The 15,338-nt window shown below is 43.8% G+C and carries 10 protein-coding genes and 2 tRNA genes; all 12 read left to right on the forward strand.

Translation table 11 applies throughout. The features are described from left to right. Positions 1–102 precede the first annotated feature (102 nt). The 12 genes from FLAVO9R_RS06665 to rpsO all read left to right on the forward strand — a co-directional run bounded on the left by FLAVO9R_RS06665 (position 103) and on the right by rpsO (position 15,290). Positions 103–2,814 (forward strand): TonB-dependent receptor plug domain-containing protein, encoded by a 2,712-nt coding sequence (locus FLAVO9R_RS06665; RefSeq protein ID WP_159529865.1) that lies wholly within the window; start codon positions 103–105, stop codon positions 2,812–2,814. A gap of 197 nt (positions 2,815–3,011) precedes the next feature. Continuing rightward, entirely contained in the window at positions 3,012–3,317 is a 306-nt protein-coding gene (locus FLAVO9R_RS06670; RefSeq protein WP_159529867.1) for a 4a-hydroxytetrahydrobiopterin dehydratase, read from the forward strand. 182 nt (positions 3,318–3,499) lie between these two features. Further along, positions 3,500–3,576, forward strand: a tRNA-Met gene (locus tag FLAVO9R_RS06675). A gap of 69 nt (positions 3,577–3,645) precedes the next feature. Further along, a tRNA-Met gene (locus tag FLAVO9R_RS06680) sits at positions 3,646–3,722 on the forward strand. 349 nt (positions 3,723–4,071) lie between these two features. Beyond that, on the forward strand, positions 4,072–7,401 hold the full coding sequence (locus FLAVO9R_RS06685; RefSeq protein ID WP_159529869.1) for an MHYT domain-containing protein: 3,330 nt from the start codon (positions 4,072–4,074) through the stop codon (positions 7,399–7,401). Continuing rightward, entirely contained in the window at positions 7,401–8,396 is a 996-nt protein-coding gene (locus FLAVO9R_RS06690) for a response regulator (RefSeq protein WP_159529871.1), read from the forward strand. Before FLAVO9R_RS06685 ends, FLAVO9R_RS06690 begins: the two co-directional genes overlap by 1 nt. A gap of 332 nt (positions 8,397–8,728) precedes the next feature. Then, positions 8,729–9,187 carry a ribosome maturation factor RimP gene (rimP, locus tag FLAVO9R_RS06695; protein WP_013783811.1) on the forward strand — a complete coding sequence of 153 codons (459 nt, stop codon included), beginning with the start codon at positions 8,729–8,731 and terminating at the stop codon, positions 9,185–9,187. A 45-nt stretch (positions 9,188–9,232) separates the two neighbouring features. Beyond that, positions 9,233–10,726, forward strand: a complete 1,494-nt coding sequence (nusA, locus tag FLAVO9R_RS06700; RefSeq protein WP_013783812.1) for a transcription termination factor NusA — start codon at positions 9,233–9,235, stop codon at positions 10,724–10,726. 25 nt (positions 10,727–10,751) lie between these two features. After that, complete coding sequence (gene infB, locus FLAVO9R_RS06705; protein ID WP_159529873.1) at positions 10,752–13,358, forward strand: translation initiation factor IF-2; 2,607 nt, start codon at positions 10,752–10,754, stop codon at positions 13,356–13,358. A 182-nt stretch (positions 13,359–13,540) separates the two neighbouring features. Then, positions 13,541–13,942 carry a 30S ribosome-binding factor RbfA gene (rbfA, locus tag FLAVO9R_RS06710; protein WP_013783814.1) on the forward strand — a complete coding sequence of 134 codons (402 nt, stop codon included), beginning with the start codon at positions 13,541–13,543 and terminating at the stop codon, positions 13,940–13,942. Then, on the forward strand, positions 13,943–14,917 hold the full coding sequence (gene truB, locus FLAVO9R_RS06715) for a tRNA pseudouridine(55) synthase TruB (protein ID WP_159529875.1): 975 nt from the start codon (positions 13,943–13,945) through the stop codon (positions 14,915–14,917). Between the two features lie 103 nt (positions 14,918–15,020). Next, entirely contained in the window at positions 15,021–15,290 is a 270-nt protein-coding gene (rpsO, locus tag FLAVO9R_RS06720; RefSeq protein ID WP_013783816.1) for a 30S ribosomal protein S15, read from the forward strand. The last annotated feature ends 48 nt before the right edge of the window (positions 15,291–15,338 follow it).

Below are 15,338 nucleotides of genomic sequence, written 5' to 3' on the forward strand. Positions count from 1 at the left end.
TTCATTGACCTTTCACAATAACAATGAGAAATCGTCCAGCCTGTTGCTAGCGGAAAGTGTGGGTTTTACCGGTAGTGATGCGCCCAGATTTGGAATCACACTATGAAATTTAAAACGCGTAAGACTGCAGTAGCTGCCTTAGTCAGCTCTGCCTTATTTTGTTCTCCTTTTTTAGCGAATGCGCAAGATGCTAACGAAGAAGTTGAAGCTGAATCTAAAAATAAAAAAGATGTAGAGTTAATTCTTGTTACAGGGAGCTTTGTTCGTCGCAGTGAGAACTTTGAGTCACCGTCACCCTTAGCGGTAGTAGACAGCGTAGCTATCGATTCAATAGGTGCAAAAAATATTGCGGATATTACGCAAACATTAACAATTAATACTGGCGCAGAGAATAACCCTGATGCCTTTACGCAAAATGCCACCGCAGGTACCTCAAATATTAACCTTCGCGGGTTAGGGGTTGCTTCTACCTTGGTACTATTAAATAACAAACGCCAAGTCGTTACTGCTCAGCCTACAAACGAGGGTTTAAATTTCGTTGATACAAGTTCACTCGTGCCTATGATTGCCATTGATAGAATGGAAGTCGTAAAAGACGGTGCATCGGCCTTATACGGTTCAGATGCGGTTGCAGGGGTGGTTAACTTCATTACTAAACGCAATTACGATGGTGCGATGGTCAGTGTTGATTATCAAGACGGTGCCCATGGTGATAACAAAGAATATATATTTCAAGGTTTATGGGGCGCTACAGGCGACAATGGTAGTGTGCTAGCTGCCATCAGCTACACGAACCGTTCACCGTTATTTTTAAGTGACCGACGTTTAAGTCGCCCTCAAGATGACACTAGTGCGTTAGGTAACCCAGCATCTTATTTTGTAACTATTCCAGGCGCTGGAACATTACCTATAATCGACCCTTATGGGTGTGAGGAATTTGGTGGTGCACCTAATTTACTTGCTCCCAGTGGAACGATTCCAGGCTTAGAAGTTGGTTTCTGCGGCTTCGATTTTGGTAAGTTCTATTCCTATGTTGCAGATGAAAGTCGAATAAATTCCTATGTAAGAGCAGACTATGAGTTTGACAATGATATTACATGGACAGCCGAGCTCAGCATGGCGCGTAACCGCGCCGAACGTGGCGGGGCGCCAAGTTTCCCGATTCTAACATCACCGATTGTTCCTGATTATCACCCACAAAACCCATTCGGTCAGTCTGTTGCCTTCTTTGGCCGCGCTGAAGGAAATGGATTCGATGGTGATCCAGCCAACACAGAATCAGATACTTTTAGATTCAGCACTAATTTACAAGGTGTGACTGACAGCGGTTTCTGGGAGGTGAGCTATACCCGTGCAGTGAATGATTTCTTATTCAAAGTGCCTGATGTATTAAACACTGAGTTCCAGCTAGCGTTGTACGGTTTGGGTGGCTCGGCATGTGATCCTATCGCGGGAACACCAGGCGAAGGTAATTGTGAATTCTTCAATCCTTTTGCTACTTCCTATACGTCAGCGCCCAACTCAGACTACGTGGTAGATTCGTTCACGGGCACAGAAATCATAGATTCAAAAGCTGATCTTGAAGTGTTCGAAGCGTTTACTTCATTTGATATCTTTGAAATGAGTAGTGGTTTTGCCGCACTAGCAGTAGGTGTGCAATATCGCGAAGAACAGTTAAGCCAAGATTATGATGATTTGGCTAACCAAGACAGTTTCACCTTCGTTATTGGTAATCCAGATATTGATGGAAGCCAAGATGTATGGGCTGCCTTTGGTGAACTTGCTTTACCATTAAGCGAAGACTTAGATGTGCAACTCGCCGTTCGATATGAAGATTACGGCGGTAGCATAGGTAGTACAGTGGACCCTAAACTCGCAGTGTCCTATCGCGCTACCGATGAGTTTTCACTGCGGGGCTCCGTGTCTACGTCGTTTAGAGCACCTACTGTGTTCTTAGCGCAAGGTGGCGCTACTTCATTGCAGCAACTTATTGACCCAGTGCAAGGTGCTACGGCGTTTGTTGCGGTAAGAACCTCAGGTAACGAAAATCTAAAACCGGAAGAATCTACTGCATATAATATTGGTTTTTCATACGAGCCTTTCCGCGATTTCTCTGTAGAGGTTGATTATTGGAACTTCAAGTTTGAAGATTTGATTATTCAAGAAAACGCACAAGCAGTGTTGAACTTAGATCCAACTGATACCGATCGCATTATTCGTGCTGGCGACCCGTTAAATGGCCCTGTGTTACAGGTTAACAATACCTACGTTAATGCAAGTGAGATGGAAACATCAGGTATTGATTTCGTCACTAGTTATAAAATTGATACTGGCGTGGGTAGCTTTACACCAACCCTAAACGCCACTTACATCACAAAGTATGACTTAAATGATCCTCAAGCTGAAAATATTGACGGGGCAGGGCGCAGGAACTTCAACAATATCGGGGTATCTTCACCGGAACTAAGAATGAACTTTGGTCTTGCATGGAAAAATGACATTCATGCAGCAAACTTATTCGTTCGTTACATCTCATCTTATGACGATGATCAAAACTGTTCTGATGGGACTGCAAATATCGGTGGATGCGCTGATGGTTTCTATGAAGTAGACAGCCATGTCACAGTAGATGCTCAGTACAATATCGACTTAGGCTCACTGTTTGAGACGGAACAAAGTTATGTTGTCACCGTAGGCGGATTGAACTTGTTTGATGAAGATCCCCCTCAGTTGTTTACTAATAGCGGTTTTGATTCAAAAGTGCATGACCCCCGTGGGCGTCAAATATATGCACGGTTAGCGGTAGAGTTTTAAAACTTAACTTTCTTAACCCACAAAACCCTAGCGGCCTATGTTGAGTGTTCATGAAAATGCGCATTCTCATAGGTCGCTTTTTTATGTAAAGATTTCTCGCCAACATTAGTATTTTTACTTCCACACTTTCTTATCTAAAAAGCTGAATTCATAAAGCGTATTGTTTACATTGTTTACTTCAAGTGAAGGAGGGCTATATGAGTACGCTACTAACCCGTGAAGAAATTCAAGTAAACCTCGAAACCTTAAATGAAGGTCTAGAGGAAAATGAACGGTGGGCATTGAACGACAATGCTATTGAGAAGACATTTACCTTTAAAAGTTTCATTCGTGCATTTGGTTGGATGTCACAAATTGCTATTTGGGCAGAGAAATTAAAACATCATCCGGAATGGTTTAATGTTTATAACCGGGTTGAAGTGAAATTAACGACTCATGATGTGGGTGGTTTAAGCGAATTAGATTTTAAACTGGCAACAAAAATGGAAAGCTTTAAACCCTAAACGTTTAATTTTCAACCTTGAATTGCTTGGCGATTAAGCATAACGATTAATAATAAAGCGTTCAGTCAGAAAAGTGAAATAATTAAGTAATAAGTCCTTGTGTTACAAAAGTGCGTATGTATAATACGCCCCACGTTGAAGGGAGACATCAAACACCTCAAGCCAACAACGTTATTTTCTGGCGCGGGATGGAGCAGTCTGGTAGCTCGTCGGGCTCATAACCCGAAGGTCGTAGGTTCAAATCCTGCTCCCGCAACCACAGAAAATTAAACGATTTAAATACTGAGTTGTCTAAGTATAGAGACAAGCAGTAGTTCAAAAGAACAGACGCGGGATGGAGCAGTCTGGTAGCTCGTCGGGCTCATAACCCGAAGGTCGTAGGTTCAAATCCTGCTCCCGCAACCACATTATAACCCTGGCTTATGCCGGGGTTTTTTGTATCTGTAAATCTATTTTTAACCATTCTTTATATTCTCGATATTAGCCTCTTTACCAATAACACTTAATTCGACATGTTAGTGTGATTGCGCAAATGTCATATTGGCGCTTTCTTATACCTCGTATACCTGGTCGTTAAAATCATGCAAATGGTAATGCCTTCCAACACCTATTGGTTAATTTAATTGGTAATGCTTATTTAATTAGCGTGCATAAGATGGTAAAAGTATTAAACAGTAAAAAAGGGAAAAATATACTGCATGTATATTTGTAAGTTCCTAAATCACTTATGCTTTTAAATGCGCTGATGGGTAGTATGATTCAACAATTTTTCATGATAGAGCAAGAAGTCACTTTGCTCGACGGACAATATGACTTTGGCTTAGTAGCACTGTCATTAATGATTGCCATCTTTGCGTCGTTTATGGCATTTAACGTTGCTACTCAGGCGGCGACTTCCACCAATAAATTCAGAAAATATGCATTACTTAGTGCAGGCAGTTTTGCTTTGGGCGGCGGAATTTGGGCCATGCACTTTTTAGGTATGCTCGCCTTTGAACTATGTACCGCCGTTTCCTACAACGTAGGGATAACCTTAGCGTCTGCCTTACCGGGTATAGCGGCGGCCTGGGTCGCGCTCTATCTTATGACAAGGTCAACTATTTCGTTCACTGAAATATTAATTGGTGGCGTTTTAGTTGGCTCAGGTATCGGCACAATGCATTACAGTGGCATGGCGGCCATGGAAATGTCGCCTTTGCTTCGTTATAACCCTTCATTATTTTTATTGTCTATTGTTGTTGCGGTATGCCTGGCCATGCTGGCACTTTGGATCAAATTCGGTCTAACCGCTGTAGGGACAAAAAAGTCGAGCTTGGGAAGGGATGCGTTTATTTCGAGCGTTGTCATGGGGCTTGCTATAGCTGGCATGCATTACACTGGAATGTCAGCCGCTAGGTTTGTCATGCCGCCAGGTATGGAGTTTTCTTCCCAACCCTCTGAAATATCAATTTACTTGGCACTTACCATCGCCATGGTAACGGTTACACTTATTGCGCTGGTGCTGGGTATTACCCTGTTGTTCAAGTACAAAGATGTGAGTTTCCGTGCTATCGAAAGCGAAAAAATTCAGCGAGCTATTACAGATATTGCCGTAGATGGCATTATTACGGTAGACAGTAAAGGCATCATCAAAACGGCTAACCCTGCAGTCACCGCGGTGACAGGCTATACGCCGGAAGAGCTCATTGGACAACACGGGGCAATACTGGCCCCAGCCGATAAAAAATCAATATACGACAGAGATTTTTTCGAACAAAAATCAGTGCCGACTGAACAAATAATTGGTACTAGCCGAGAGGTGGCCATCGTCGGTAAAAGTGGAGAGATCGTTCCTGTTCGTGTTGGGATTGGTTATACCAAACTAGATGGTAACGCCTTGTTCGTTGGTTTTTTTTCCGATTTAAGAAAACGCAAAGCAATGGAAGATGCGTTGCGTGAGAGTGAAGCTAAATTCAGAAGTTTCATTTCTAATATTCCAGGTATCGCATACCGGTGCTTGAATGAGCCTGATTGGCCCATGGTATTTATCAGCGACGCAGTGTGTGAAATAACGGGATATACCGCTGATGACTTTATTCTACCCAACCCTAAAATAACGTTTGGTTCCCTTTGTCACCCTGATGATATGGAGCGAATAGAAGAGGAAGTAGCTGGTCAAAAAGACTTTAGTATCGAGTACCGCATCTTTAATAAAGCGGGTGATATTAGATGGGTGACCGAACACGGTGTTCATGTGCTTGATGAGAAAGGCAACACCATTTACTTAGATGGCTTTATTTCTGATATTACCGCCCGAAGGGAAATGGAAGAGGAACTTAAAGCGGCAAAAGAAAAAGCAGAGCAGGCTGCGGCAGCTCGCACGAACTTTCTTGCTAATATGAGCCATGAAATAAGAACCCCAATGAATGCCATTATCGGGTTCAGCGATTTAATGCTTGCTGAAAAAATGCCGCCAGAACAGCATAGCCATCTTACCACGGTAAATCGCTCTGCACGTTCACTGCTACATCTATTAAACGATATTCTAGATAGCGCAAAGTTAGACAAAGGCAAACTCGATTTAGAGTATCGCGACTTCATCATTCGCGAAGAAGTCGATACGGTGGTGTCGACATTTTGGCTAGAAGCCAAACGCAAAACAATCTCCTTAGAAGTACAGGTGGGAAGTGAAGTTCGCGAGGCCTACCATGGTGTTCCTGAGCGTATCAGGCAGGTGCTAAATAACTTAATTGGTAATGCAGTTAAATTTACTGGTGATGGAAGTGTGGTTTTAGACGTATCCAGCGATAGCTCATTTGTTTACTTTAAAGTAAAAGACTCGGGCATTGGCATGAATAGTGAGCAGGTAACTCGTGTATTCGACGCTTTCGCTCAAGCTGACGCCTCAATGAGCAGAAAATATGGCGGAACTGGGTTAGGCACTACCATATCTAAACAACTTGTTGAGTTGATGGGCGGAAACATATGTGCGCAAAGCGAACTCGGTGTAGGTAGCACCTTTACCTTCCGCTTGCCGTTAGTACCTGCAATTGCCCCTAGGGTAGTGGAAGAGGGCAAGCCCGCCCAATTGCCACCAATGCATATTCTTATCGTAGATGATATTGCGCAAAATATAGATTTGTTGTCTTTGTTATTAACTCGCTCTGGTCATACCGTTGAGGTAGCAAGAGATGGTCAAGAAGCGCTGTTGAAAATGAATATACCCGGTATCGAACTGGTGCTAATGGATTTACAGATGCCTGTATTAGATGGCTTGGAAGCATCGATGCAAAGACGAAAATACGAAGCTGAGCATAGCCTACCTCCAATGCCAATTATTGCGTTAACAGCCAGTGTATTAGTGCAGGATAGACATGCCGCCACCGATGCGGGAATGGACGGATTTGCTAATAAGCCTATCGATTACCCCGTGCTTACCCGAGAAATGGCACGCGTACTGGGCAAAGAAATTGATGAATCAGCCACATTAATTGTTAATGATGACAAGTCGGAGAAACCAAAATCAAGCAAAGTCGTTAACCTAAATCGAGCCATTATGCTTTGGGGCGATGCGCAAACTCATCGTAGTGAAGTGGCGAGATTTACCCGCGAAAATGAAGCTAAAATTGCGCAAATAACAACTGCTATTCTCGATGACGATGCATCAAAAACAGCATCATTGGCCCACAGCATTAAAGGGGTTGCCGGAAACTTGTGTTTGGACCCTTTGATGTCGGTATGCCGTGATATTGAGAAAAATGCACAGGCTGGTGAATTAGACATTTCCACAGTACAATTGCTTAAAAAATCATTCAACGAAGTGATAACATGGCTACAAGGCACTACTGAGACTCAAACGGTGCAAGTTAAGCAAGACGTCGACTACGCTGTGTTGTTAGCGCACCTCGTTAAATTAAAGCAAAGTGTTGAGCAAAACATGCTTGATGAAGATGAATTACAAGAAGTTAAGACGCTTGCTGGTGGCGAATACAAAGACACCATAGCCTCCATTATCATGGATATTGATGATTTTGAGTTCGAACGTGCCACAGTGCAGCTCGTCGAGCTAATTGATACTTTGGCCAGAGAGACTAAAACGCAATAATGCTTAAAACTATTGAAAAACCTACCTTGCTGGTCGTCGATGACGAGCCCGTAAATTTAAGAGTCTTAAAGCAACTGTTAGCCGCAGATTACCAACTGATTTTTGCCAAAAACGGTGAAGAGGCGATTAGAATAACGTCGCAACGACAACCCCAACTTATTCTGTTAGATATCATGATGCCAGGGCTAACAGGGTTCGAGGTATGTAGAATATTAAAAGGCCGAGATGACACACGTCATATTCCCGTTATATTTGTAACCGCGTTAAATGATGAGCACGATGAAGCGGAAGGTTTTGAAGTAGGCGCAGTAGACTATATTACTAAACCCATTTCACCACCGGTAGTAAAAGCCAGAGTGAAAACCCATTTATCGTTAGTGCAGTCTGACGAATTAATGCGCACTCGATTGCAAGTGGTACAGCGCTTAGGCCGCGCGGCTGAATATAAAGACAACGAAACCGGTATGCACGTATTGCGCATGAGCCATTATTCGAAAGAGTTGGCGTTAGCATACGGGTTTAGTGATGAACAAGCTGAAATATTGCTGCACGCTGCGCCAATGCACGATATTGGTAAAATCGGTATTTCTGATAGCATCATGTTGAAGCCAGGTAAATTGACAGACGAAGAGTTTGCAATCATGAAGACACACCCTGAAATTGGTGCCGAAATTTTAGGGGAGTGCGATTCCGCGTTATTAGTGATAGCTAAGTCAGTGTCACTTACCCACCACGAAAAATGGGATGGTAGTGGATATCCCAACGGGCTAGCAGGTGAAGATATTCCTATAGAGGGAAGGATATGTGCCGTGGCTGATGTGTTCGATGCGCTTACCAGTAAACGGCCTTACAAAGAGCCGTGGAGCGTAGAAAAAACACTCGCGTTTATGGAGAGCCAGAAGGGTAAGCATTTTGATCCGGCACTCATTGATTTGCTGATGTTAAAATTGCCTCAGATACTAGAAATAAAAGAAAAGTGGAAAGACGAGGACTAATCATATTGTATTGTCAAACATGGTCTAACAACTAATACTCGAGTGCTGTTGCTTAATGTGGCACCAATCAGTATAATACACTCATTAAGTGATGGTAGCGGGCTCCCTCAGTGTTAAGGAAAGTAACGCTTCCATTATTAGCAAACTATCACCTACCGGTGTTTTTTACCCATGTGTTTGCATTTGTCTTTGTGACAGATATGGGTTCAGAATTTTAATAAAAGCCCCGCTAGTCCGGGGCTTTTTGTTGTATTAGACCCTGGAGTCAGCCTAGCTGAGCTAGGTGATGACAGGTGGGCTTAAGGCCCTTTTTTCGTTTTTGGAGGTTTGCATTGGCAAAACTTGAAGAGAAACTAACCGAAATGCTCAACCCTGGTGTAGAAGCTTTAGGGTTTGAATTGGTTGGGATCGAATTTGTACGAGCGGGGAAACATTCAATTCTTCGCGTTTTTATTGATCATGAAAACGGTATCTCCGTAGATAATTGTGCAGATGTAAGTCATCAAGTGAGTGCAATTTTGGATGTTGAAGATCCAATTAGCACAGAATACAACCTTGAAGTATCTTCACCGGGTATGGATAGACCGCTTTTCAAAGAAAAGCATTATGTTGATTCTGTAGGTGAAGTTGTTCAGGTTCGTTTATCAATGCCGATGGACGACAGACGTAATTTTAAAGGCAAGGTATTGGCATGCGACAATGGCGTAGTCAGTATTGAAGTGGATGGCCAGCAGTTCCAGTTAGCTGTGGCGAATATCGAAAAAGGTAACGTTGTTCCCACATTCGAATAACGGAACAGCAATGCTTTCATCGACGAAAGCTTGAGTGAGGCTAAAATGAATAAAGAAATTTTGTTAGTGGCGGAAGCCGTTTCAAATGAAAAACAAGTGCCTAGAGAGAAGATTTTTGAAGCGCTGGAATTTGCAATTGCCAGTGCCACCAAAAAGAAAAACGAAGGCGATATCGAAGTTCGAGTAAGTATCGACAGAACCTCTGGCGACTTCGACACATTCCGTCGTTGGTTAATTATTCCTGATGACCAGGAACAAGAAAACCCATTCGCAGAAATTACCCTTTCTGCTGCGCAAGTAGAAGAGCCTGAGCTTCAATTAGGCGATTATGTTGAAGATCAGATTGAATCTATCAAATTTGACCGCATAACTACGCAGACCGCGAAACAAGTTATCGTACAGAAAGTACGTGAAGCTGAACGCGCGCAGATGATTGCGGAATACGAAGATAAAGTCGGCGAGTTGGTCACCGGTACGGTTAAGAAAGTAAACCGCGACAACATTATCATCGATTTAGGGAATAACGCTGAAGGTGTTATCTACCGTGACGATATGCTTCCTCGCGAAACATTCAGACCAGGCGACCGTGTTCGTGGTTTACTTTATGTAATCCGCCCTGAAGCACGTGGCGCTCAATTGTTTATCAGCCGTACTCATCCTGACATGCTTGTGGAGCTATTCAGACTTGAAGTACCAGAAATTGCTGAAGAAACACTAGAAATTAAAGCGGCGGCCCGTGATCCGGGTTCCCGTGCAAAAATTGCCGTTAAAACTAACGACAAACGCTTAGATCCAGTTGGTGCATGTGTGGGTATGCGTGGTTCACGTGTACAAGCAGTATCGGGCGAACTGGGTGGTGAGCGTGTTGATATCGTATTGTGGGATGAAAACTCAGCACAATTTGTTATTAACGCCATGGCCCCTGCAGAAGTTGCCTCTATTGTTGTGGACGAAGACAGCCACATGATGGATGTAGCGGTAGAAGCTGACAACCTTGCTCAGGCAATCGGTCGTAGCGGTCAAAACGTTCGCCTTGCTAGCCAGTTAACTGGTTGGGAACTGAACGTGATGACAGTAGAAGATCTGAACAAGAAACATGAAGAAGAAAACGCGAAGGTGTTGAACATCTTTACCGCTGGCTTAGATGTAGACGAAGAGTTTGCTGCTATGTTGGTTGATGAAGGTTTCACTACATTGGAAGAAGTGGCATACGTGCCAGCAAGCGAGCTTCTTGCCATTGACGGACTTGATGAAGATACCGTTGAAGAATTGCGTAATCGTGCACGTGCATTCCTTACGACCCGTGCATTAGCAAACGAAGAATCGCTTGAAGGCGCAGAGCCTACCGAAGCCTTACTAGGCCTTGAAGGAATGAGTAAGCACGTGGCCTATGTGTTGGCCAGCCGCGGCATTACCGACCTTGAAGAACTGGCCGAGCAAGGCACAGATGAAATTAGTGATATTGATGAACTAGACGAAGCTACTGCGGGTGCGCTAATTATGGCAGCACGTAATATCGTTTGGTTCAATGAAGAGTAAAGGTCAACAGGGGGAATAATACGTAATGGCAGATGTATCTATTGAAAAGCTCGCCAGCGACATTGGTACGACCGTTGACCGATTGGTTGGCCAGTTTAAAGACGCGGGTATTACAAAGAATGCCGGCGCTCAGGTTAATGAAGAAGAGAAAAAGAAACTGTTGGATCATTTAAGCAAGCAACACGGCAGCGCGTCCGAACCACAGCGCATGACACTTAAACGCAAGACAACCAGTACTATTAGCGTAGGCAAGTCGAAAGAAGTTAAAGTAGAAGTACGTAAAAAGCGTACTTACGTTAAGCGTACTGATGCTGAAGAGCAACAACGCATAGCGGAAGAAGAAGCGAAGTTAGCCGAAGAAGCACGTTTGAAACGTGAAGCAGAAGAAAAAGCTGCTGCTGAAGCAAAACAAGCTGCTGAAGAAAAAGCACGTAAAGCGGAAGAGTCAAGAAAGGCTGCTGAAGAAGAACGTGCTCGTCGTGCTGAACAAGCGAAGAAAGAGGCTGAAGCACGTAAGAAAGATGAGCCTGAAATGTCTGCTGAAGAAAAAGCTGCTCAAGAAGCTGCTCGTCTTGAAGAAGAACGTCTTCGTAAGGCTCAGGAAGAAGAAGCACAGAAGAAGCTTGAAGAAGATGCTAAGAAAGCCGCTGATGAAGCGCGTAAATTAGCAGAAGAAAACGAGCGTCGTTGGAAAGAAGAAGCTGAAGCTCGTAAGAAAGCGGAAGCTGAAGAAGTGCATTTACATTCAAATCGCTATGCTCAAGAAGCAGAAGACGAGCAAGACGCGCAAGTTGAGCGTTCTTCACGCCGTCGCAGAAAGTCTAAGCGAAATGCAGGTGAGCACTTGAAGCAAGGCTTCAATAAGCCAGCTCAACCTGTAGAGCGTATCGTTAAGCTTGGTGAAACTATCACTGTTGGCGAACTTGCTAGCAAGTTAGCGATTAAGTCGAACGAAGTTATCAAAACCATGATGAAAATGGGTGAGATGGCGACAATTAACCAAGTTCTTGACCAAGACACAGCAGTACTTGTTGTCGAAGAAATGGGTCATAAATTCGAACTGGTTAACGACAACGCGCTTGAAGAAGAATTGTTAGCTGATGATGGCACAGGCGGTGATAAAACTTCACGTGCACCTGTAGTCACGATCATGGGTCACGTTGACCACGGTAAAACATCACTACTTGATTACATTCGTCGCGCGAAAGTGGCTGACGGTGAAGCCGGTGGTATTACCCAGCATATCGGTGCTTACAAAGTACAAACTGATAATGGCGAAATTACCTTCTTAGATACGCCTGGACACGCCGCGTTTACTGCAATGCGTGCTCGTGGAGCAACGGCTACCGATATCGTTATCTTGGTTGTTGCGGCAGATGATGGCGTAATGCCACAAACGAAAGAAGCGGTTCAACATGCTCGAGCAGCGGGTGTTCCGTTAATTATTGCCGTGAACAAGATGGATAAAGAATCAGCCGATCCAGATCGTGTTAAAACTGAGCTTTCTCAACTGGAAGTTATTTCAGAAGAGTGGGGCGGTGAACACCAGTTTTGTAACGTTTCTGCTAAAACCGGTATGGGTGTTGATGGTCTTTTAGAAGCCATTAACCTTCAAGCTGAATTACTTGACCTACAAGCGGTAGCTAAAGGTCCTGGTCGCGGTATCGTTATTGAATCACGTCTTGATAAAGGTCGTGGTCCAGTGGCTTCAGTACTTATCCAAGAAGGTGAGCTGAAAGCCGGTGATATCCTACTGTGTGGTGAAGAGTACGGACGTGTTCGTGCAATGCGCGATGAGCATGGTCAAGAGCTTAAGCTAGCTGGCCCGTCTACCCCTGTTGAAGTACTAGGTTTATCTGGTGTTCCAGTAGCTGGTGAAGATGCAGCGGTAGTGAAAGATGAGCGTAAAGCCCGTGAAGTAGCGGCTAAACGTCATCAGAAGAAGCGTGAGCTTAAACTAGCTCGTCAGCAAAAAGCCAAGCTTGAAAACATGTTTGCGAACATGGAAGCAGGTGACGTTAGCGAACTTAACATCGTACTTAAAGCTGACGTACAAGGTTCTGTTGAAGCGATTGCTGAATCGTTGATTAAACTATCAACGGCAGAAGTTAAAGTTAATATTGTTGGTAGCGGCGTAGGTGGGATCACTGAAACTGATGCGACATTGGCAGCAGCTTCTGGCGCTATCGTACTTGGCTTTAACGTTCGTGCCGATGCAACTGCACGTCGCGTACTAGAAGCTGAAGAAATTGATTTACGCTACTACAGCGTTATCTATAGCCTAATCGACGAAGTGAAAGCAGCAATGAGCGGTATGCTTGCGCCAGAGTTCAGACAAGAAATTATTGGTCTGGCTGAAGTGCGTGATGTATTTAAATCGCCTAAGCTTGGTGCTATCGCTGGTTGTATGGTTACAGAAGGTGTGGTTAAGCGTAGCAATCCAATCCGTGTACTTCGTGAAAACGTAGTAATCTATGAAGGTGAACTAGAATCTCTACGTCGCTTCAAAGATGACGTACAAGATGTACGTAACGGTATGGAATGTGGTATCGGCGTTAAGAACTACAACGACGTAAAAGTTGGAGACCAAATCGAAGTCTTCGAAATCGTTGAAGTTAAACGCGAAATCTAATTGCCTAACTAAATCAGTATAAATAAAGCGGGGGCACAAGCCCCCGTTTTTGTCTGTCACTTTTCAAAATGAGACTAGGTTGTTTATAGGCTAAGCTTTAAAAGGCTATGCCTAAAAGCGGATTAGCTTATAAAAGCCTGAGTGACTGGCGACTATCGCTGATTTAAAGACAGGAGAAAGTTATGGCTCGTGAATTTTCACGTACCGACAGAGTGTCGCAGCAAGTTCATAAAGAAGTAGCTAGCATTCTGCAAAATGAATACAAACACCGCGTTGGCGATATGCCGCTTATTACTGTGTCTGATGTAGATGTAACACGAGATTTAGCCCACGCTAAAATATATGTGACTATCTATAACAGCACAGAAGAAGAAGGCAAAAGACAAATAAAACAGCTGGCCGAGTTTCAGCCGTTTATTCGTAGTATTTTGGCTAAGCGTTTACGCATGCGCTCTGTGCCACATCTTCATTTCTTTGAAGATAAATCAATTATTGAAGGTATGCGCATTTCTAACTTGGTATCGCAAACCGTTGCGGCAGATGACGCGAAGCGAGATACCGACGAGTCAGAAGAGAAGGAATAAATGGCAAGGCGTCGTAAAGGCCGTGATATTAACGGCATAGTATTGCTAGATAAGCCATTAGGCGGTTCTTCAAACCAACTTCTTCAAAAGGTACGTTGGTTGTTCAAAGCTTCAAAAGGGGGGCATACAGGCGCGCTAGACCCTTTAGCCAGCGGTATGCTGCCTTTATGTTTAGGCGAAGCTACTAAGTTTTCGCAATTCTTATTAGATGCGGAGAAAACCTATGAAGTGACCGCAACGCTAGGTATTCGCACCAGCACTTCTGATGCAGACGGTGAAGTCGTTGAAGAAAAGCCGGTGACGGTAGATGAAGCGACGGTTCGAAACACATGTTTGCAATTTTTAGGCAAAAGCAAACAAGTGCCTTCTATGTTTTCGGCGCTAAAACACCAAGGCAAGCCTCTTTATCATTATGCTCGTCAGGGAATAACGGTTGAGCGTGAAGCGAGAGATATTGAAATATTCGAGCTTGAAGTTACTCGTATTGCGCTACCAGAAGTAGATATGCGCGTTAAATGCAGTAAAGGAACCTACATTCGTTCGTTAGTAGACGATATTGGTCAAATTCTTGAGTGCGGCGCTTATGTAACACGTTTGCATCGCACTGAAGTAGCCGATTATCCAACCGATAAAATGGTGTCTCTTGATACGCTAATTGCGACTCAAGAAGCACTAGATGAGGGTGACTTTGCAGCACTAGATGCATTTATGATCCCCATGGATACCGCAGTAAGTAGACTGCCTCTGGTTTGTATTAACGATGCTGAAAAACATCGTTTCGACAACGGTCAAAGTATTAAAGGCACGTGCAACGAAGCGTTAGTCGTCGGTCAGCCTTACCGGGTTTACTTCGGTGAAGACGAACAAGGTTTGTTTTTAGGCGTAGGTGAAGGCGTACAAGATCCAAAAGACCAAGTTGGGTCTAATGGCGATATTTTTGTCAATCCGAAAAGACGGGTTGTGTACAACCAATAAAGTTTACACTTTCCCTTGCTAACTCGCGCGCTGTCATTATAATACGCGCTTCATTCCGTCTGGCTGAATTAGTGATCGGCCGGACATAATTTAGGAGAATGTTATGTCACTAACTAAAGACGAAACTGCAACAATCATTGCTGATTATGGCGTAAAAGAAGGTGATACTGGTTCACCTGAAGTTCAAGTTGCGTTGTTAACTCACAACATCAACAAGCTTCAAGGCCATTTTGCTGATCATAAGAAAGACCACCACTCACGTCGCGGTCTTCTACGTATGGTTAGCCAGCGTCGTAAGCTTCTAGACTACCTTAAAGGCAAGAACGCTGAGCGTTATCTTGACCTAATTAAGCGTCTTGGCCTACGTCGATAAGCTTAAGTTTTTAATGAAAAAAGCACCCTAGGGTGCTTTTTTTATGTC

The sequence above is a fragment of the Alteromonas sp. 38 genome, from assembly GCF_902506055.1.
Taxonomy (GTDB): Bacteria; Pseudomonadota; Gammaproteobacteria; order Enterobacterales; family Alteromonadaceae; genus Alteromonas; species Alteromonas lipotrueae.